At 49.6% G+C, this 20,607-nt stretch carries 20 protein-coding genes and 1 other RNA gene; 10 read left to right on the top strand and 11 right to left on the bottom strand.

All coding sequences use genetic code 11. The annotated features are described in order from the left end of the window. Positions 1–86: 86 nt before the first annotated feature. From coaD to rnpB, 3 genes are all read left to right on the top strand, one after another. Positions 87–647 carry a pantetheine-phosphate adenylyltransferase gene (gene coaD / locus MA2_RS02490; RefSeq protein ID WP_079352060.1) on the top strand — a complete coding sequence of 187 codons (561 nt, stop codon included), beginning with the start codon at positions 87–89 and terminating at the stop codon, positions 645–647. A gap of 26 nt (positions 648–673) precedes the next feature. Continuing rightward, on the top strand, positions 674–940 hold the full coding sequence (locus tag MA2_RS02485; RefSeq protein WP_067055976.1) for a YfhL family 4Fe-4S dicluster ferredoxin: 267 nt from the start codon (positions 674–676) through the stop codon (positions 938–940). Positions 941–1,026: 86 nt separating this feature from the next. Then, positions 1,027–1,388, top strand: an RNA gene (gene rnpB, locus MA2_RS02480) — RNase P RNA component class A. 65 nt (positions 1,389–1,453) lie between these two features. Here rnpB and hemE read toward each other — a convergent pair. Together hemE and proB are read right to left on the bottom strand one after the other, a co-directional pair. Then, positions 1,454–2,527: a uroporphyrinogen decarboxylase gene (gene hemE, locus MA2_RS02475; protein ID WP_067055974.1), complete on the bottom strand. Its 1,074-nt coding sequence runs from the start codon at positions 2,525–2,527 to the stop codon at positions 1,454–1,456. Between the two features lie 60 nt (positions 2,528–2,587). Further along, a complete protein-coding gene (proB, locus tag MA2_RS02470) occupies positions 2,588–3,706 on the bottom strand; it encodes a glutamate 5-kinase (RefSeq protein ID WP_067056151.1) in 1,119 nt (372 codons plus the stop codon). A 415-nt stretch (positions 3,707–4,121) separates the two neighbouring features. Between proB and MA2_RS02465 the strand changes: the two genes are divergently transcribed. After that, positions 4,122–5,024 (top strand): DegV family protein, encoded by a 903-nt coding sequence (locus MA2_RS02465; RefSeq protein ID WP_067055970.1) that lies wholly within the window; start codon positions 4,122–4,124, stop codon positions 5,022–5,024. A gap of 40 nt (positions 5,025–5,064) precedes the next feature. Here the strand turns inward: MA2_RS02465 and pdxH are convergent, their stop codons facing one another. The 3 genes from pdxH to guaB all read right to left on the bottom strand — a co-directional run bounded on the left by pdxH (position 5,065) and on the right by guaB (position 8,735). Further along, on the bottom strand, positions 5,065–5,748 hold the full coding sequence (gene pdxH, locus MA2_RS02460) for a pyridoxamine 5'-phosphate oxidase (RefSeq protein WP_067055968.1): 684 nt from the start codon (positions 5,746–5,748) through the stop codon (positions 5,065–5,067). 116 nt (positions 5,749–5,864) lie between these two features. After that, the gene (gene glmM, locus MA2_RS02455) at positions 5,865–7,220 is read right to left on the bottom strand and encodes a phosphoglucosamine mutase (RefSeq protein WP_067055966.1); all 1,356 of its coding nucleotides are present in this window, start codon (positions 7,218–7,220) and stop codon (positions 5,865–5,867) included. 48 nt (positions 7,221–7,268) lie between these two features. Then, positions 7,269–8,735, bottom strand: coding sequence for an IMP dehydrogenase (gene guaB / locus MA2_RS02450; protein WP_067055964.1), 1,467 nt, complete (start codon positions 8,733–8,735; stop codon positions 7,269–7,271). Here guaB and MA2_RS11080 point away from each other — a divergent pair. From MA2_RS11080 to accC, 3 genes are all read left to right on the top strand, one after another. Beyond that, positions 8,734–8,907, top strand: coding sequence for a hypothetical protein (locus MA2_RS11080; RefSeq protein WP_156470934.1), 174 nt, complete (start codon positions 8,734–8,736; stop codon positions 8,905–8,907). The two genes, guaB and MA2_RS11080, sit on opposite strands and share 2 nt — an antisense overlap. A gap of 310 nt (positions 8,908–9,217) precedes the next feature. Then, positions 9,218–9,622, top strand: a complete 405-nt coding sequence (locus MA2_RS02445) for an acetyl-CoA carboxylase biotin carboxyl carrier protein (protein WP_067055962.1) — start codon at positions 9,218–9,220, stop codon at positions 9,620–9,622. 34 nt (positions 9,623–9,656) lie between these two features. Beyond that, a complete protein-coding gene (gene accC, locus MA2_RS02440) occupies positions 9,657–11,006 on the top strand; it encodes an acetyl-CoA carboxylase biotin carboxylase subunit (RefSeq protein ID WP_067055960.1) in 1,350 nt (449 codons plus the stop codon). Here the strand turns inward: accC and ruvA are convergent. From ruvA to MA2_RS02420, 4 genes are all read right to left on the bottom strand, one after another. Then, entirely contained in the window at positions 11,003–11,638 is a 636-nt protein-coding gene (gene ruvA, locus MA2_RS02435; protein ID WP_067055958.1) for a Holliday junction branch migration protein RuvA, read from the bottom strand. The genes accC and ruvA overlap by 4 nt on opposite strands. Before the next feature lie 95 nt (positions 11,639–11,733). Continuing rightward, positions 11,734–12,771 (bottom strand): class II fructose-bisphosphate aldolase, encoded by a 1,038-nt coding sequence (gene fba / locus MA2_RS02430; RefSeq protein WP_067055956.1) that lies wholly within the window; start codon positions 12,769–12,771, stop codon positions 11,734–11,736. A 222-nt stretch (positions 12,772–12,993) separates the two neighbouring features. After that, a complete protein-coding gene (locus MA2_RS02425; protein WP_067055954.1) occupies positions 12,994–13,422 on the bottom strand; it encodes a hypothetical protein in 429 nt (142 codons plus the stop codon). Positions 13,423–13,730: 308 nt separating this feature from the next. Continuing rightward, positions 13,731–14,930 carry a phosphoglycerate kinase gene (locus MA2_RS02420; RefSeq protein WP_067055951.1) on the bottom strand — a complete coding sequence of 400 codons (1,200 nt, stop codon included), beginning with the start codon at positions 14,928–14,930 and terminating at the stop codon, positions 13,731–13,733. Between the two features lie 305 nt (positions 14,931–15,235). Here MA2_RS02420 and MA2_RS02415 point away from each other — a divergent pair, with 305 nt between their 5' ends. Next, positions 15,236–15,559 (top strand): TraR/DksA family transcriptional regulator, encoded by a 324-nt coding sequence (locus MA2_RS02415; protein ID WP_067055949.1) that lies wholly within the window; start codon positions 15,236–15,238, stop codon positions 15,557–15,559. Positions 15,560–15,813: 254 nt separating this feature from the next. On the opposite strand, the gene MA2_RS02410 is transcribed toward MA2_RS02415, so the two are convergent. Continuing rightward, positions 15,814–16,860 carry a D-alanyl-D-alanine carboxypeptidase family protein gene (locus MA2_RS02410; protein WP_067055947.1) on the bottom strand — a complete coding sequence of 349 codons (1,047 nt, stop codon included), beginning with the start codon at positions 16,858–16,860 and terminating at the stop codon, positions 15,814–15,816. Positions 16,861–17,120: 260 nt separating this feature from the next. After that, positions 17,121–18,866 carry a glutamine--tRNA ligase/YqeY domain fusion protein gene (locus tag MA2_RS02405; protein ID WP_067055941.1) on the bottom strand — a complete coding sequence of 582 codons (1,746 nt, stop codon included), beginning with the start codon at positions 18,864–18,866 and terminating at the stop codon, positions 17,121–17,123. A 247-nt stretch (positions 18,867–19,113) separates the two neighbouring features. Between MA2_RS02405 and MA2_RS02400 the strand changes: the two genes are divergently transcribed. Together MA2_RS02400 and MA2_RS02395 are read left to right on the top strand one after the other, a co-directional pair. Continuing rightward, positions 19,114–19,623: a peptidylprolyl isomerase gene (locus MA2_RS02400; RefSeq protein WP_067055938.1), complete on the top strand. Its 510-nt coding sequence runs from the start codon at positions 19,114–19,116 to the stop codon at positions 19,621–19,623. Positions 19,624–19,641: 18 nt separating this feature from the next. Next, entirely contained in the window at positions 19,642–20,463 is an 822-nt protein-coding gene (locus MA2_RS02395; RefSeq protein ID WP_067055936.1) for a UDP-2,3-diacylglucosamine diphosphatase, read from the top strand. The last annotated feature ends 144 nt before the right edge of the window (positions 20,464–20,607 follow it).

The following is a 20,607-nucleotide window of genomic DNA, read 5'->3' as shown; positions in this document are numbered from 1 at the left end:
CGGTTTTTTGCGACAATTTTGTGCTACAATATTGTCTTATATTGCCTGCTTGTTTTTTCTTTTATTCAATCACGTTAGGCGTTGCCATGGTTTCTACCGCTGACCTCCAAACCACCACAAAGCAAGCTGCCACCAAGACCGACACTTGCCCCCCAAAAACTAGCCGTATCTTGTATCCTGGTACCTTTGACCCCATCACTAATGGGCATTTGGATTTGGTCAAGCGTGCAAGCAAACTGTTTGATGAAGTCGTGATCGCGGTCGCGCATGGTCACCACAAAAAGCCGTTGTTTAGTTTGGCAGAGCGCGTGGCATTGGTTGAGGCGTGTGTGCGTGGTATGCCAAATGTAACAGTGATTGGATTTTCGGGACTGTTGGTCGATTTGTTTACTGCCCAACGTGCCAGTGCCGTGCTGCGTGGACTGCGTGCGGTGTCGGATTTTGAGTACGAATTTCAGCTTGCCAATATCAACCGTGAGCTGCACCCCGATTTTGAGGCGATTTTTTTGCCACCTGCACAGCAATATTCGTTTATCTCCTCAACGTTGGTGCGTGAGATTGCCAAGTTGGGCGGTGACAGCAGCAAGTTTGTGCCGCCTGAGGTTGAGGCTGCATTTGCCCAAAAAAAGCGCGATGGCGTGATTTAGTTTTTTATTTTTAAAATTAACAAGACATGGCATTAAAAATTACCGACGAGTGTATCAACTGCGATGTTTGCGAGCCGCAATGCCCAAACGCAGCGATTTATATGGGTGAGCTGATTTATGAAATCGACCCTACGCTGTGCACCGAATGCGTGGGGCATTATGACACGCCGCAATGTGCCCTGCTGTGCCCTGTGGATTGCATTCCTAAAGACCCTGACTATGTCGAAAGTCACGATGAGCTGTTGGCAAAGTATCAGCGTTTGACTGCGCAACACGACGCGCCAAATACTTGATCAGGCTAGATGCGTCTAGGCAATGCTTTGCTGACTTTAGACACGTTATTTGACAAAATCAGCTAAAACTGTGTTACAATTTGGCTTTGGCAGACCAGACGAACGCTGTACCACGCCACAGCAGGCAACGGTAGGGAGGAAAGTCCGGGCTACATAGGGCAGAGTGCCAGCTAACGGCTGGGAGGCGCAAGCCTACGACCAGTGCAGCAGAGAATAGACCGCCTCGGCAGGCAATGCCGCGGTAAGGGTGAAACGGTGGGGTAAGAGCCCACCGCGTGCTTGGTAACAACGCACGGCAAGGTAAACTCCACTCGTAGCAAGACCAAATAGGTGTCCGTTTCGTGTGGCCCGCATAGGACACGGGTAGGTTGCTTGAGCGTAGTGGTGACGCTGCGCCTAGATGAATGTTCGTCCTCGACAGAACCCGGCTTATCGGTTTGTCAAATTTTTATTTAAAAAAAATCCCAAGCTATAGAGGTTTGGGATTTTTTTTGGTCAAACCAATCAATAAGGTTACAGTGGGTAATCATGCACCGCGTCGATAAACGCTTTGGCATGATCGGGATTGACCCATTGGCTGATGCCATGTCCAAGGTTGGCAACGTAACCAGTTTTTACACCATCGCTGTACACATCATCAAGCATGGCATGGGTATGTCGGCGAATATCGGCAGGCGCGACGTACAAGGTGGCAGGGTCAAGGTTGCCCTGTAGCGCGACCTGCTTGGGCTCGGCGATTTGCCGCGCGCGCGCAAGTGGCATTGTCCAATCCATACCCAACGCGTCCGCGCCACTGGTAACTTGTTGATCCAACCACAAGCCGCCACCTTTGGTGAATAGCACCACAGGTACATCAGGAAAACGCGCCTTGAGCGCGCGCACGACTTGACAATTGTACTGGTGAGAGAATTCAACAAACTGGCGATGCCCCAACGCCCCACCCCAACTGTCAAACACTTGCACTAACTGCGCACCTGCCGCGATTTGCCCCACCAGATATTCGATAATTGCGTCAGTCAGTTTGCCAAGTAGCGCGTGTAGCGTGTCAGGCTCACGATACAGCAAGCCTTTGGTATAACGAAAATCACGCGAGCTGCCGCCTTCCACCATGTAGGTTGCCAACGTCCACGCGCTGCCTGAAAACCCAAACAACGGTACTTGTCCATTAAGTGCGCGGCGAATACTGCTTACCGCTGCCATGACATAATCCAATGCCTCAACCATATCGATTTTGGGCAATGCTGTGACGTCTGCCATGCTGCGCACGGTACGCCGAAATTTGGGACCTTCGCCTGTCTCAAAATATAATCCCAAGCCGAGTGCATCAGGAATGGTGAGAATATCGCTAAACAAAATCGCCGCATCCAAGTCAAAACGCCGCAACGGCTGCAAGGTGACCTCAGTCGCCAGTTCGGTGTTTTTGCACAGGCTTAAAAAATCGCCTGCTTGCGTGCGCGTGGCTTTGTATTCGGGCAAATAACGCCCTGCTTGGCGCATCATCCACACAGGCGTGGTATCAATCGCCTCAAAGCGTAGGGCTTTTAACAGGCGGTCATTTTTTAAGGTGGGAAAATCGTGTTGGGTCATGGATCACCTACAGATATTAAATTTTTTCATTGATGGCAAGTTGCTTGATTGGGCGAAAATTCAAACCACCACCGCCATGTTATCGCGGTGCAAGATAATCAAATTTTGCGCAGACTGGTTGGCAAGCGCGTCATGGGCGGCTTGCGCGCTGATACTCACCTGCCCCACTGCCACGCGCACCCCCTGCTCATCGACACATTCGACCACATCGCCTTCGGCAAAATCGCCCTGTAACTCACGCACGCCGACCAGTAGCAGACTTTTGCCATGATTGACGATGGCATTAACCGCACCTGCATCAAGCACCAATCGCCCTGCCATACGCAAATGGGCAGCCAGCCATTGTTTTTTGGCAATGATTTTATCCGCGTCATTGGTTGTCAAGCGTGTGCCAATCGCCTCACCGTTTGCAATGCGTGTGATGACATCATCCACACGCCCGTTGGCAATTACCGTTGGGCAACCGCCCATCGCCGCCAGTCGTGCCGCGCGAATTTTAGTTAGCATACCGCCGCTACCCAGTTTGCCGCCTTCACCTGCGATATCAAACAGATAATCTGCCATCGCGCGCTCACTGGCGATCAAGGTAGCTTCAGGGTTGTGGCGTGGGTTGTCGGTAAATACACCCTCTTGATCCGTTAAAATGATGTATAAATCCGCTTTGACCATCGCAGCAACCATCGCGCCTAAGCTGTCGTTGTCGCCAAATTTGATCTGCCCGACGCTGACCGTGTCGTTTTCATTGATAACAGGCAACACTTGCCAATCAAGCAGCTGTTGCAAGGTATTGGCGGCATTTAGATAGCGGTTGCGGTTTGCCAAGTCATCGTGGGTCAAAAGCAGCTGCGAGCTTTGGATACCGTATTGAATCAGCGCCGACCACCATGTTTCAATCAAACCCATTTGCCCAACCGCGGCGCACGCTTGCAAGGCGGCAAGTTTTTTGGGGCGTTCATCAAGGTTCATACGCACCACGCCCTCTGCCACCGCGCCTGATGATACCAGTAGCACCTGCTGCCCTGCTTGGTGTAGGCGTGCAATTTGTTTTGCCCATTCATAAATCGCCGTGCGGTCAAGCCCGCGCCCGTTGTTGGTCAAAAGTGATGAGCCGATTTTCACCACCACAATCGGCGCATGTTTGGGCTTAGGCGCTTGTATTGCGTCTGACGCTGAGGTCATGGCTGAGTTTTGGCTGGTTGGGTCTTGATTAGTTAGGGCTTGGCTGGCTGAAGTGGCGGTCACCGCGCGTGTTCCTTACTTGGTTTTTGGTGTGGATTGAAAGCAAAACAGCCTGCTATCTTAGCAAGTTTACACCTAAGAATAAATGGGCTTGTGCTGATATTGGTAAAGATTTAACCCAAATTTACGCGCTTGTTAATAGGCACCAATCATGGCAAATATAATGGCTAAGCGGTCACGCGTCGTGTGTTGATTGATGGTGCGTAAGGCTTGCGATAGGTTGATATTTTTGCTATGTTAGCCAAGCTTTAGCCGTTATGAACGCGATATATGGATATGATAGGGCGACAAACGGCAATCACAATCACTATATTAAATTAAACGTCATTTTCAGCGCATACTAGCAAGGAAAGCTATGAAATCCATTGTCGTGGCTACGTCATCGTGTTGTTTGCAGGGTATTGGTATTACCTTACCGTTTGAGCTTGAGTTGTTGCGTATGCACGTCAAGGTCGATACGGTTGAATTTACTGATGGTAAAAATATCAACAGCGAACGGTTGGTTGAGATCATGACCAATCCACTGCACCCCAATGTACTAGCCTCCTCCACCCCTGCCAGCGATCATGAAATCGCCAATTTATTTGCTCAATTGGTTCAACGCGGCTATACCCATGTGTTTGTTAGCTGTATTTCATCTCAGTTTAGCGATAGCTTGGCGATTATTGAGCGCGTGCGTCCACGGTTTGCCGACAAGCTTAGCATCTGTGTGTATGATACCAAGTCCATCAATATTGCCGAAGGTGCGTTGGTGTATGAGGCAGGTGTCATGCTTAGCCAAGGCAAGTCGTTTGACGATATCGTGGCGCGGCTTGATACGCTGCGTGCCAACAGTGACGTGTATTTTACCGTCAGTCGGCTTGATTATCTGATTCGCAACAAAAAAATCTCCGCGCCTGCAGGTTGGGTAGCGAATTTGCTTGATATCAAGCCTGTAATTCATCTTGATGAAACGGGTACATTGGTGGTATCCGACAAGGTGCGCAAAACCCAAAAAGCCATCACGCGCATTGCTGAACACCTCGCCAAACGCGCAGGTTTGCGTGCCAGTGCGTTGTTTATTGCCGACACGGCGATGTCGCGCGATATGTCAGTTGCGCTGCAACAGCTATTAGCGCAGCAATATGGACTCACGCAAGTACCGATTGTTGATTTATCGGCGATTTCAATTGCCAATCATGGACCGTTCGCGGTTGGCTTGTGCGCGTTTTATGGCGATATTCCGCTGCTATATCACCGTTTGCACAATGCTGCTTAAGCTCAAAACTTGACGTGACCCATGTGACTAAAGCAGCAAACTAAGGCAACAAGCGTTCACGCGTCCAGCTAGCATCTTGCCATACATAGACTATACGGTCGTGCATGCGGTTAGCGCGTCCTTGCCAAAACTCAATGCTTTCGGCAGTCAGCTGATAGCCGCCCCAAAAATCGGGCACAGGCACAGCTTGGTCGCGATACTGCTCGGCTAACGCGTCATACCGCTTTTGCATGGTATCGCGGCTATCAACCACGCCACTTTGCGGTGTACTCACCCAAGCCGCCAGTTGGCTGTCGTGTGGGCGTTTGACAAAATAATCGGCGGTTTGCGCACGGCTGACCTTTGCCACCTGCCCGCTGATACGCACCTGCCGCTGTTGTGATGCCCAAAAAAACAACGCCTCGGCACGCGGATTGGCGGCTAAGTCGGCAGCTTTGGCGCTGTCATAATTGGTATAAAACGTCAGTCCGATTTGTCCACTGTCTAGCGCGACTAGTTCACGCATCAACACAGTGCGCACCGATGGCTGCTGATCACGCCCACAGGTTGCCAATGCCAAGGCGTAAGCCTCATGTGGCTCGCTGGCGATGGCTTGCTCAAGCCATGTTTGTAACAATGGCATCGGCGTATCAGGCAAGGTGGTTTCTAACAATTCGCCTTGCTCATAAGACTGGCGTTGATTGGTAAAATCTAGCTCGATGTGGCTGTTGGCTGTGCTTGACATAGTATTGGCTCGGTTATTTTAATGAAAAAATGGGCTAAACTGGTTGGATATTGATCCAATCAGTTTAGCCCAATCTTGCCAAGACAACAAGCTTAGCGCATGCGTGTTTAAGCCTATTATGCCAACGCTTGCTGAATTGCGTCGGCTAACTCACGCGCCATGGCGTCGCACTCAATTTTATCGTCACTCTCGACCATCACGCGGATAACAGGCTCAGTACCCGATTGACGAATCAATAGCCGTCCACGTCCTGCTAGTACTTGTTCTGCTTTGGCAAAACGCGCGGCAAGCTCATTGTGGGCAAACGGGTCTTGGCGTTGATTGAGACGCACATTGACCAACGTTTGCGGCAGTTGGGTGTAGCCTGTCAGTAACTGGCTCAACGATTTGCCCGTTTCGACAACCAGTGCCAACACTTGCAACGCCGCCACGATGGCATCGCCCGTGCTGGCTTTATCCAAGGTCAAAATATGCCCTGAAGATTCGCCGCCAAGCGTCCAACCGCGTTTTTCAAGCGCTTGCATGACGTAGCGATCACCCACCTTGGCGCGCACAAAGTCAATACCTTGCTGCTCAAGTGCGAGCTGTAAGCCCATGTTAGTCATCAAGGTGCCAACCACGCCGATGGCTTTGTGCTTGCCTTGGGTGGCAAGCGCGTACAAAATCGCGTCACCATCAACCAATTTGCCATGCTCATCAACCATGATGATACGGTCACCATCGCCATCAAGGGCAATGCCCAAATCCGCACTGTGCGCCAATACTGCTTGTTGCAGCGCCTCGGGGTGAGTCGAACCCACTTCGGCATTGATATTAAGCCCATCGGGTTCATCGCCCATGCCGATGATAGTCGCGCCAAGCTCACGCAGCACACGCGGCGCGACGCTATAGCCTGCACCGTGCGCAGTGTCAAGCACGATGGTTAAGGTATCAAGGTTTAGATGATACGGAAACGTACCTTTGCAAAACTCAATATAACGCCCTTTGGCATCCTCAACCCGATAATGCCGCCCCAATGCCTCAGGGCTGTCAATCACGATCGTTTGGTCATCTAATTGTGCCAATAACGCGTTAATCGCATCTTGGGTGGCATCGGACAATTTTTTGCCATCACGCGAAAAAAACTTGACACCGTTGTCATAAAACGGATTGTGCGAGGCAGAGATGACCACGCCAGCATCGGCATGAAAACTGCGCGTCAAATGGGCAATCGCAGGCGTGGGAATCACGCCCAGCATGTGTACATCTACCCCTGCTGCGTTAAATCCTGCCTGCAAACACGCCTCGATGACATAGCCCGATAGCCGCGTGTCCTTGCCAATCACCACGTTGGGCACTTGCCCATCGCGGCGTGCGCTTTGCTCGGCAAGCAACACCTTGCCTGCTGCATAACCCAATTTAATCAAAAATTGCGGGTGAATTGGCTGTTCACCAAAACGCCCACGAATACCATCTGTACCAAAATAACTCATCATCACCACACTAATCCGTTTAATGTTTTATATGCAAGCCAAACGTGATTAGTCAATGCGATAATTTGGTGCCTCTTTGGTGATTTGCACGTCATGGACATGCGATTCTTTCATGCCTGCTGAGGTCACTTTGATAAACTGTGGTTTTTTGCGCATCTCTTCGATATTGGCGCAGCCTGTGTAGCCCATTGACGAGCGCACCCCACCTGCCAACTGATTGACAATCGCGACTACAGGGCCTTTGTAGGGCACGCGACCTTCAATACCTTCGGGCACCAGTTTTTCTACGCCGTCTTTGCTGTCTTGGAAATAACGATCAGACGAGCCGTTTTGCCCGCTCATCGCCCCAAGGCTGCCCATACCGCGATAGGCTTTGTAGTAGCGCCCTTGATACAGCTCAACATTACCAGGTGCTTCTTCAGTACCTGCCAACAAGCTACCGATCATAATCGATGACGCGCCTGCTGCCAAAGCTTTGGCAATATCACCTGAGAAACGAATACCACCATCTGCAATCAGTGGAATCTCATTTTTAAGAGCGTCGGCAACGTTGCTAATCGCCGAAATTTGCGGCACGCCAATGCCTGCAATAATGCGTGTGGTACAAATCGACCCAGGACCAATACCGACTTTAACCGCGTCTGCGCCTGCATCGCGCAAGGCTAATGCCGCATCAGCCGTAGCGATGTTACCGCCGATGACTTGCACTTGTGGGTAGTTGCGTTTGACCCACGCCACGCGGTCAATCACGCCTTTTGAATGCCCATGCGCGGTATCCACCACGATGACATCAACATCTGCAGCAATCAGTGCTTCGACGCGCGCCTCGGTGTCTGCACCTGTACCCACCGCGGCACCCACACGCAAACGCCCTTGCGCGTCTTTTGCGGCATTTGGGTTATTTTCTGCTTTGGTGAAGTCATTGACGGTGATCAAACCTTTGAGCTTACCGTCATCATCAACGACAATCACTTTTTCGATGCGGTGCTCGTGCAACAGACGTTTGATGTTCTCTTGTGACTCACCTTCTTTGACGGTGACTAGTTTTTCTTTGGGTGTCATCACGCTACGCACTGGCACGTCAAGTTCGGTGACAAAGCGCACGTCACGATGGGTCACGATACCCACCACTTGGTTGCCTTCAACCACTGGCACACCGCTGATTTTATTTTCACGCGTGATACGCAGCACCTCGCCGACGGTCGCATCGGGCGCAACCGTAATCGGATCGGCAACTGTACCTGCTTCAAATTTTTTGACATGGCGCACCTGCCGCGCTTGACGGGCGATGTCCATGTTTTTATGAATGATACCAATACCGCCTAATTGCGCCATAGAAATCGACATTTTGGCTTCTGTCACCGTATCCATTGCCGCCGATACCAACGGCAAATTCAACGTAATATCGCGGGTCAGACGCGTTTTTAAATCAACCATCTTGGGCAAGACTTCAGAATACGCGGGCAACAGCAGCACATCATCAAAAGTCAAGGCTTCATCTACGATTCGGAGCATGGGATTACCTCGTTTGCCATCGGTGTCAGGGCGCGTGATGTGTATTTTACCTCAAAAACTGCGATTTTTAACCAGCCAAAAACCGCAAAAGGCTGAACAGTTCCCTGCCCAGCCTTATCAGTTAGAAGGTGTAATTAGCCATCACGCAGACACCTGCCTGTATTTGTTTTAAATTTGACCGCGTATTTTAGCAGATTTTCGCTCGTTATGCCAGAATTTTTATTGTTTTATAGTTGATAAAATGCCAACCACGCTAAAAAACTTATCGCGCGCGTCGCCTCACCTTTTTGCCAAACCTGCATATAGATGTGGTTTTATTTTGGCGATAAAACGGCAAAAACTGACGCGCCAAGCCAGTGCGGTGCTACCGTTTTTTGACAAACCTTGTTACAATACCGCTTAGTATGCGCTAGACACGTGGGTTCTGCACGCGCTTGACCATACACAACAACCGCCCAACGGAATCGACACAAGGCTATTACATGGACATCGCATTTATCAAACAGTTGATTGATTTGATGGAGCAGCGTGCGCTTGCCCAGCTTGAATTACAAGATGGTGACAAAAAAGTTGCTATCTTGCGTCACTTGCCACAAGCAGGCGGCAGTGTGACAGCTGCCCCCATGCCGACAGTCACACCAACACCTGCTGGTGCGGTAGAGCCATCGCCGATGGTTGGCGTGTTTTATGTAGCGCCTAGTCCCAATGATGCGCCGTTTGTGCAAGTTGGACAACGCGTGCAGGCAGGCGATACGCTTGGCATCATCGAGGCGATGAAAATCATGAATCCGCTTGAGGCGACCCAAAGCGGCATCATCGCCGAAATCTTGGTACAAAATGGCGATGTAGTGCAATTTGGGCAACCGATCGTGCGCTATCAAGCTTAATGCCTTTTTCATTATGTGTGCTTGTTAAATCATCATGATCAAAAAACTGCTCATCGCCAATCGCGGAGAAATCGCGCTGCGCATTGTACGCGCGTGCAAACAGCTTGGCATTCAAACCGTTGGTGTGTATTCAACCGCCGATAGCAACTTAATGCATTTGCGTTTTGTTGATGAAGCGATTTGCATTGGCGAGCCAAGTCCCGTACACAGTTATCTCAATGTCGAGCGGATTTTGACCGCTGCCGATGTGTCGGGCGCAGATGCCATTCATCCAGGTTATGGTTTTTTATCAGAAAATGCTGAGTTTGCTGAGCGTGTTGAGGAAGCAGGCTTGACGTTTGTTGGTCCTGCCGCTGAGCATATCCGCTTGATGGGTGATAAAATCTCTGCCATCAATGCGATGAAAAAAGCAGGTGTGCCAACCGTGCCTGGTTCGGCAGGCGGTGTGACCTTGGCAAACGCCGAAGAACAAGCACGAACAATTGGTTTTCCGCTGTTAATTAAAGCGGCGGCAGGTGGCGGTGGGCGCGGTATGCGCGTTGTTGAGCGCGTTGAGCATTTGTTGCCACAGCTACAGGCGGCTAAGCAAGAGGCGGAGCTTTGGTTTGGCGATGATAGCGTGTATATGGAGCGTTATCTCAAAGATCCGCGCCATGTTGAGGTGCAAGTGCTTGGCGATGGTCAAGGCAATGCCATTCATCTGTATGACCGCGATTGCTCATTGCAGCGTCGTCACCAAAAGGTTCTCGAAGAAGCACCTGCCCCCGATATTCCTGAAGATGTCAAAGCACCGATTCTTGCCGCGTGCGTGCGTGCATGTGAGCAAATGGGCTATCGTGGCGCAGGTACGTTTGAATTTTTGTATGAAAACGGCGAATTTTTCTTTATTGAGATGAATACCCGTGTGCAAGTTGAGCACCCTGTTACCGAACAAGTAACAGGCATCGATATCGTGGTTGAACAGCTTAAAATCGCCTCAGGCTATGGGTTGTCGTACCATCAAGACGAAATTTTCGTGCGCGGGCACGCCATCGAGTGCCGCATCAATGCCGAGAATCCGCGCACGTTTTTACCTTGTCCTGGTACTGTGCAGCATTTTTTTGCACCCAACGGCTGCGGCGCGCGTTTTGATTCACACCTCTACCCCAACTACACAATTCCAACGTTTTATGATTCGTTGGTAGGCAAGCTGATTTGTCACGGGCAAACCCGTCAGCAAGCGTTGGCAAAGCTGCGCCATGCCCTCGATGAGCTGATTATCACAGGCGTTACTACCAATGTCGCGCTGCATCGTGATGTGATTTTGCAAGATACAGCATTTTGTGAGCAGGCGCAAAACATTCATTATCTAGAAAATGTTTTGCTCAAAAACAATTCAGCCTAAACTGCCAATGCACGCAAGGCAAGTTTTAACAGGTTTTGTGTGGTGAGATCAGCTGTGCCTAAATCGCTGTGCTCACGGGCGACTTTAATCGCTGCTTGTGCCTCTTTATCACGGTAGCCTAACGATACCAATGCTGCCTCAACTTCAGCGATCACCACCGCTTCGCTAACGGTATCATTTGGCAGGATGATGTCCATCTGAACATCCGTTGCCACCACACTTGTGCCTAAATGCGTGAGTTTGTCGGTCAATTCAACAATCAGACGTTGGGCGGTTTTTTTGCCGACCCCTGGAATTTTGGTCAGCGCGTGCTCATCTTGGTTTTGGATATGCCGATGTAGCTCAGCAAGACTGAGGGTAGACATCATTGCCAGTGCCATTTTCGCGCCCACGCCATTGACTTTCAGCAACACACGGAACAAATCGCGCTCAGCTTGGCTTAAAAATCCGTACAATAGCTGCGCGTCCTCACGCACCACTAAATGCGTCCACAGCGTTACAGTTTGCTTAAGCTGCAACTGACAAAACGCATTGAGCGCCAATTCAACCTCATAGCCCACGCCGTTGGCAGTCACAATTACCGCCATCGGTGCTAGCAGGTCATATACCTGCCCTTGTAACAATGCAATCATGTAATAGTATCTTTTAAAATCAAACAATAAAGGCTAAGCTTGCCGATGACAAACCTAGCCTTTTAATCTTAGCCTTTAGACCGATATTGGGGCAATTATTGGTAATAATCGACCATTTTTTCTAGGCTGATTGGGCGGATTTTGTCCGCATGCCCTGCTGTACCAAATGCGGTATAACGCGCCACACAAATATCTTTCATCGCATTGATGGTTTCTTTGAGGTATTTACGTGGGTCAAACTCGGCAGGATGCTGCGCTAAATAGCGGCGAATCGCACCCGTTGAGGCAAGGCGTAAATCTGTATCAATATTGACTTTACGCACGCCGTGTTTGATAGCTTCAACGATTTGCTCGACAGGCACGCCATAGGTTTCGCCGATATCGCCGCCATATTCATTGATAACTTTTAGCCACTCTTGCGGCACGCTTGATGAGCCGTGCATCACCAAATGGGTATTGGGAATACGCGCGTGAATCTCTTTGATACGTGCAATAGATAAGATATCATCCGTTGGCGGACGGGTAAATTTGTACGCACCATGGCTGGTACCTACCGCGATAGCTAAGGCATCAACGTGTGTGTCATTGACAAATTGCTCAGCTTCATCAGCACTGGTCAAAAGCTGTGAATGGTCAAGCTGCCCTTCTGCGCCCACACCGTCTTCTTCGCCTGCCATACCTGTTTCAAGGCTGCCCAAAACGCCAATTTCACCTTCTACTGATACGCCACACGCGTGCGCCATCTTAACAACTTCACGCGTGACAGCCACGTTATAATCATAATCGGCTGGGGTTTTACCATCGTCTTTGAGTGAGCCGTCCATCATCACCGAAGAAAAACCCAGTTGAATCGAACGCTGACACACAGCAGGGCTGGTACCATGATCTTGGTGCATCACGACAGGAATATGCGGCCACTCCTCAATCGCCGATAAAATCAAATGCCGCAAAAACGGCGCACCTGCGTATTTACGCGCGCCTGCACTGGCCTGCACGATGACAGGCGAATTGGTTTCATCCGCTGCCATCATGATGGCGCGCATCTGCTCTAGGTTATTGACATTAAACGCAGGTACACCGTAATTGTGTTCGGCAGCATGGTCAAGTAATTGACGCAAGGAAATTAAAGCCATAAAACCATCTCTTTAAAAAAATAACCTTATTAAAAATTTTATTCAATGAGGATATGTGATTTAGATATCACGTATGAATTAGATCACTGCCAGTATAGCAGAATGGCTCAGCAAAAACCATGCCAAACACAGCGCGCAATACACCGCTTACGACCCATGCCACCCTACCAACCACTAAAAGCCCAAACTATGTTAGGTTTGGGCTTTTATTAACACATCAAATCAGTAATTTTGTTTTTCTGGCACCAAATTTGGGTTTTGGTTGGGGTCAGTTACCGCTTGGTGTTCGGCGTGTGCGGCGGCGGCATTGTCTGCAACGTTCTCTGCGCCTTGTGCTACGTTTTGTGCCCCTGTGGCTACTGCATCAGCAGTGGCGGCGGTCGCTGCGGTTGAAACACTGGCGATTGCTTCACCTGCGTTCATGGCAGCACCTGTGGCAACCATCGCCCCTGTTTGGGCAGCTTCGGCTACGTTTTGCCCAGCTTGTTCAACCATCGCAGCAGATTCTGCTGTGTTTTGTTTGATATCCTGACCCGCTGAATCCGCCGCCGCTTGCGGATTACCATTAGCAGCTGCTTGTTCTGTGCGTTCGCTACAAGCACTGGTTGCCAAAACCACGGCACACATCGCACCTAACAAAACTTTTTTCATGGCAAATATCCTTAATTTGTCAGCACTTTTTATGCACGTTTACTCAAGTCAAAGCGCAAAACTTGTTTTAACCTTTTAGGCTTTTTAACCTTTTAAATTAAACTATCGCTATAGTTAGTTAGACAGTTATACGGTCACGACTGTAAAAGTGAACGCTAGTTTAAAGCAAGAAGCCTACTGAAACAACATTAAACTTAGCTAAACTACATTTTATTACCAATTGGCTATCTAGCTTAGTAAAAAGCTAGCAGCAAGTAACATCGGCTAAAAATATAGATTAAAATTACGCGCCCAATGAGTTAGTTTTTTTAGTTACCTTGATAGCGCTCGCTCAAAGCATATACCGCTGGCAAGGTTTTGCCCTCAACAAATTCTAAAAACGCGCCACCACCTGTTGAGGTATAACTGATGCCATCGGCAACCTTGAATTTATCAATCGCTGCCAACGTATCACCGCCACCAGCAATGCTGAAGCCTGCACTGTCTGCCACCGCCTGCGCGATAATTTGCGTACCTTGGGCAAACTTGTCGTCTTCAAATACGCCCACTGGACCATTCCACAAAATGGTTTTGGCGTCATGCACGGCTTGCGCCATTTGCTGGGCGCTGTCAGGCGCGATATCCAAAATCATGTCATTTGCGCCGATCTCATCGACAGATTTGGTGATTGCCTGCGCGCTTGCCAATGATCCGATAAAATCGTCAAAATCAATCGCCGATTTGTCCGCCACAACAACGGTTTTGGGCAGTAACACATCGGTTTTTTGCATGATGGCGCGCGCGGTCTCCACCATATCGGCTTCATACAACGATGCCCCGACATCCACGCCTTGGGCTGCCAAAAATGTGTTGGCGATGCCGCCACCTACGATGATTTGGTCGCAAATATCAGCCAACGAGGTCAGCACATCCAGTTTGGTTGAAACCTTTGAGCCGCCAACAATCGCTAACATCGGTTTGGCAGGGTTGTGCAAGGCTTTACCCAATGCATCCAATTCTGCCGCTAGCAGAGGACCTGCACATGCCGCATTGGCTTGGTGAATCACGCCTTCGGTTGAGCTTTCAGCGCGGTGCGCGGTGCCAAATGCGTCCATAACAAACACGTCACACAAATTGGCGTATTGCTTGGCAAGCGTGGCATCGTTTTTCTTTTCGCCTGCGTTAAAGCGCACATTCTCAAGCAGTACCACATCGCCTGCCTGCACATCCACACCATTTTGCAAATAGTCGGTCACCAAACGCACAGGTTGCCCCAGTGCTTGGGTTAGGTAATCGGCAACAGGCTGCAAAGAATATTTGGCTTCAATATTGGCAGGGTCAGGTCGCCCAAGGTGTGAACACACGATAACCGCCGCGCCTTGTTGCAATGCTTGGCGAATGGTTGGCAAGCTGGCTTGAATGCGCGCGTTATTGGTGACTTTGCCGTCTTTAACAGGCACGTTGAGGTCTTGTCGGATCAGTACGGTTTTGTCGGTTAGGTCAAAATCTTGCAAACGATTAAACTGCATGGTTCACCTTAAATGTGTTTAACTAAAAACTTCAGTTTTTTAAAAAAATTTTTAATAAAATTGGCAATACAGGCAAATGCTTATCAGCCATACCTCTTTAAACCTTGATAAAAAACCTTGCTAACAAACCTCGCCAAAGTTTTGGCTAGTTTAGCAGATTTATGGCTCAATATACCAGTAATTGCGCTGATCTGTTGCGTAATGTTTGGCACAGGCTTGCTATTGGCTGGATTTTGGCAAATAATAGCTGAGCAAATAACATTGGCAACCCAGCCAACCATTTAACCCGTTTTAAGGAATTAGCCATGGATTACCAAGCCGCCGCTGAACGCCTCAACGCACTCAAAGATGAGTACCAAAGCCGCATCGACAAAATCGAACACGATATCCGCCACCCTGCCGATGATATGATACAAGACTGGGAAGACCAAGCTGTTGTTGCAGAACAAAACGATATGCGTAAGAATTTGTTGGTTGAGGCACAAGACAATCTAGAGTTGGTCAATCAAGCCTTGCGCCGATTGGAAAACGACCAATATGGCGTGTGTGTGGTGTGCGGCGAGGACATCGAGGACGGCCGTTTGGAGGCTGTGCCATTTGCCACGACCTGTATGCAGCATGCGCAGTAGTTTTGCCCAATGAATTTCTAAGAATGGCTAAGGCAGCAATGATGCTATGCCATTTTTAGAACTTTGCGGCTTTAGCCTTGTGGGACGCGATTCTAAAGCAGTGCTTGTGAACACACAACGTGGAACGTGGTATGACGCGTAAGAAGGTTACGGGTATTTTTTTGAATATCAATGCAATGCCATATAAACAGGCGATTGCGCTGAGCCACAAAAAAAGCAAGGTCAAACACCTTGCTTTTTTATTTTGTTAGTCATCATGTGTATTTACGCATGCTTAAATTTGCAATGATGTTTTCGGCATCGTTCCAACGCATTTTAGAATCCGTCGCGCCCAAGAGAACCACGATTGTCGGACGGCTGCCGACATTGGTTTCAAATACCACACAGTTGCCTGCCTCGCGGATGTAGCCAGTTTTTGACAAGCCTAAGCTGTACAAGCCATCGCGCACCATGTAGTTGGTACTACGTGCCGAGATGCTACGAAACCCTGAGCTTAAGTTATTGACATAAAAATCACGGTTTGGTGTGGTGCTAAAGCTGCGTACCAGATTGTGCTGGTAAGCATAACGCACCAGCTGCGCCAGATCACGCGGCGAGGCAACGTTGCGCGAATCAAGCCCCGATGGGTCATAAAATTCGGTTTGGGTCATCCCAAGCTCGCGCGCTTTGGCGTTCATCCGCGCAATAAACGCATCATAGCCCATGGGGTCGGTGCGCGCCAGTGCTTTGGCGGCAGGGTTTTCGGATTTCATCAACATCATCAGCAGCATCTCGGCGCGGTTGAGCTGATCGCCAACCTTGAGGCGGTCGCTGCCTGATTTTTTCGGGGTTTTAAAATCCAGTGAATCTACGGTCAGCATCTCATTCATGTCTGCGCCCGATTCTGCTACCAAAATCGCGGTCATCAGCTTACTAATCGAGGCAATGGGGCGTGCTATATCGGCGTTTTTTTCATATAAAATCTGTCCGCTCAACGCATCCATGACCAATGCGCCTTTGGACGCGGCATAATAGTTGCCCGTTGCACGGGTGCTACCCGCTTGCCAACTTGGGCTAAAATTGTCTTCTTCACTCCAACCGCTGTTGGCGGTGCTGTAGCTATTGTAGGTTGTGTTGTACGTCGGCTGGCTGTACATGATAGCACGGGCTTTGTTCAAGCTGTTTTCACCACCCCATGCCACACGCCCTTGCCCTGTGCTGTTGGTTTGTCCGCCTGAATGAATCACCAAATCTGCCTGCGCTGAGATTGACAACGCTGCCAACAACGCGCCTGCCATTAGTCGATTCAAAATTGTTTTCATAGCTGTTACCACGTATGTTTGATTAAAACCTTTGTCACGCAACCCAATAACTCACGCTGCTTTCACTGCTCACTGTAGCCGATGCCAGCGCTTCTTTACCAAAGCCAACGTTTTGTTACTAATTTTAACATGCCGAATTTTAGCACAAGCCCACTGATAAAATAGACAAAAAATTATATTTTGCCCATGTTCTACAAAAAAATTACCTACTGATACAAACGTTTAAGATATCTTTTATGCAAGACGGATTTTATCAACGGTTATTTAAAGCCATCTTTTAAAGACACGATACGGTTAAACACAGGGTGCTCGGGTGCATGGTCGCGGCTGTCAGCGACAAAATAACCTTCGCGCTCAAATTGCCAACGCGCACCTGCCGTGCTATTTGCCAATGATGGCTCAACCAGTGCTTGCACCACGCGCAAGGATTCTGGGTTGATTTCTTGTGCCAAGTTATCGATGTCGATTTTGGCAGGGTCTTCTTGGGTAAATAGTTGGTCATATAGGCGCACTTCGGCAGGTACACCGTGCAAGGCAGACACCCAATGGATTACGCCTTTGACCTTACGCCCTTCAGGATTATTGCCCAAAGTTTTAGGGTCGATGGTTGCTAACAGCTCGACCACGTTGCCTGCGTCATCGGTGCGATGTTCATCGATATGAATGATGTAGCTGTTACGCAAGCGGATTTCGCGATTATCGGGTGATAGACGCTTGTAGCCTTCAGGCGGCGTGACTTCATAATCTGCGCGATCGATGACGATTTGACGGGTAAATGGAATGTCACGATCGCCCAATACTGCATTGATTTCGGCATTTGGGTGTTTTGGCTGAGTCAGCCACAGCACATCACCTTCAAGGCGAGCCTGTACGCTGGATTTTTTGAGCGTCATGACATCGGCGACGGCTTGATCAAAATTGGTGATCGTCACTTTGAGCGGATGAAGCACTGCCATCGCGCGCGCTGCCGTGTCCTCAAGCGATTGACGTTGGCTAAATTCAAGCAAACCAAAGTCCACCACACCATCGGCTTTACTCACGCCCACACGGTCACAAAAATCGCGCAAACCTTCGGGCGTATAACCACGGCGGCGCATGCCTGCAACCGTCGGCATGCGTGGGTCATCCCAACCACTAACCAAGCCATCTTCTACCAAACGCTTTAGTTTGCGCTTACTGGTCAAGACATGGCTGACATTGAGCCGCGCAAATTCATATTGATGCGGCGGTTTGGCAAAGCCGATTTTATCAACCACCCAGTCATAAAACGGGCGATGATCTTCAAACTCCAACGTACACACCGAATGCGTCACGCCCTCAATTGCATCTGATAGCGGATGGGCGTAGTCATACATCGGATAAATACACCACGTGTCACCCGTTTGGTGGTGCTCGCGGTGCAACACACGATACAGCACAGGGTCACGCAAGTTCATGTTTGGGCTTGCCATGTCAATTTTGGCACGCAATACCGCAGCACCGTTGGCAAATTTACCTGCCCTCATGTCTTCAAAGCGCGCCAAATTCTCGCCAACACTGGCAGTGCGATAGGGTGAGTCGATACCTGCTTGTCCAAAACTACCGCGATTGACGCGAATTTGCTCAGGCGTTTGCAAGTCCACATACGCATCGCCTTGCTCAATTAGCTGCACCGCCCAGCGATAAAGCTGCTCAAAATAGCTCGACGCATACCGCGGCGCGCCTGCCCAATGAAAGCCCAACCACTCAACATCTTGTTTGATATTGTCTACAAATTCTTGTTCTTCGGCTTCAGGGTTGGTGTCATCAAAGCGCAGATTACACAAGCCGTCAAACTCGTTTGCCAGACCAAAATTCAAGCAAATTGACTTTACATGTCCTAAATGCAAATAGCCGTTTGGCTCGGGCGGAAAGCGCGTGACAATCTCGTCATAACGACCCTGCGCCACATCCTCGCGCACGATGGCACGGATAAAGTCGTTTTTTTCGGGCAAATCAGCAGGCGCGTTTGGTGACGATTTTGACATGGTAAAATCCAACGGTTAACAATATCATGGTAAAATTTTGTGAAAAATTGCCCTATTTTAGCAGCTTTTGGCGGTTTTGGTAAGGTTTAGCAAGGCTTAGCCGTACGCGTTGAGGTCGGCTTGTTTGTTTGGTCAATCCATGTTTACACAGTCATGACGATTGCACAGATGACTTTTGCCACCAAATTGGCTAAACTAGGCGCGCTTATTTTTTAAAAACTTGAACTGAAAACAATGAGGAAATCTGATGGATATGCCATACGTTGAACTTGAAACCACCGCAGGCAACATTGTGATTGAGCTTAACCAAGAAAAAGCCCCCAAAACTGTAGAAAACTTTTTAAATTATGTCAAATCTGGGCATTATGATGGCACGATTTTTCACCGTGTCATTGATGGTTTTATGATTCAAGGCGGTGGTATGGACGCAAATATGCGTGAAAAACCCACCAATGCACCGATCGCTAACGAAGCGGATAACGGCTTGACCAATGATATCGGTACGGTTGCGATGGCACGCACCAGTGACCCAAATTCTGCTACCAGCCAGTTTTTTATCAATGTAAAAGACAATGGCTTTTTGAACTACACCAGCAAAACACCACAAGGCTGGGGCTATGCGGTGTTTGGTAAAGTCACCGAAGGCATGGACGTGGTCAATAAAATCAAAGGCGTACCGACTGGCAAGGTGGGTTTTCACGGTGATGTGCCTAAGACACCGATTGTCATCACCCACGCGCGTGTGATCGAAAAATAAGCGTATCGCTGTGTTGTGATGGCAAACGCATTGCCTGTTTTGACCCCTCTGCTGCGCACGCACGCCGATGCCATCACCGCATTGTTGGTTAGCGATTTGCATTTAGCACCCGATGAGCCTGCGCTGATGCAGGCTTTTTTGGCGTTGCTTGACACCGCACTGACGCTGCCAAATCTTGCCCAATTTTGGATATTGGGCGATTGGTTTGCCGCCTGGTTGGGCGATGATTTATTAGACACACCTACGATGGCAGCATGGCTTGCGCCGATGTTGGCACGCTTGCGCCGCCTGAGCCAACGTGGTTGTGCGGTATTGGTGCTGCGCGGTAATCGCGATTTTTTGCTGGGTCAGCGGTTTTGCGCGACATTTGGCGGACAACTGCTTACTGAGCCGTATAGCTGGCGCGTGGGCAAACAACACGTACGCATCGAGCACGGGGACGCGCTGTGTACTGATGACACGCGCTACCAACGCTTTCGCGCGGTGATACAAAACCCTCTGACCAAACGTGTGCTGCTTGCCTTGCCAAAATCCCAGCGCCAGCGCATTGCCAGGCGTTTGCGCACCTCAAGTCAGCAAGAAAACCACGCCAAAACCCAAACCGCCCAACACATCATGGATGTTAATAGCGATGCGGTACGACACGCCTTGCAACACGCCGATGTGTTATTGCACGGGCACACCCACCGCCCTGCTGAGCACACACTACCCGATGGCAAACGCCGTATGGTCTTAGGCGATTGGCGATGCGACCATGCCCAAACTGTTCATGCGGTGATCGGTGTGGTGGTCAATAGCGATTTGCGATTAGTAGAATGGCGGTTTACCCCTACGCACTAAGCGTCTTTTGACTTCCTCCCCTCCCTAAAGTGAGGGGATTCCTTCTGCAAGACGGTGAAGCCCCACCGCAAACCTAAGACAATGGCAACCGCCCGTACGACACACCGTACATCTTAGGTTCTTATTTTAAGCTAATCTTACCGT

The sequence above is a fragment of the Moraxella atlantae NBRC 14588 genome (assembly GCF_001591265.1).
Taxonomy (GTDB): Bacteria; Pseudomonadota; Gammaproteobacteria; order Pseudomonadales; family Moraxellaceae; genus Faucicola; species Faucicola atlantae.
This window is presented reverse-complemented; position numbering and strand designations above follow the sequence as displayed.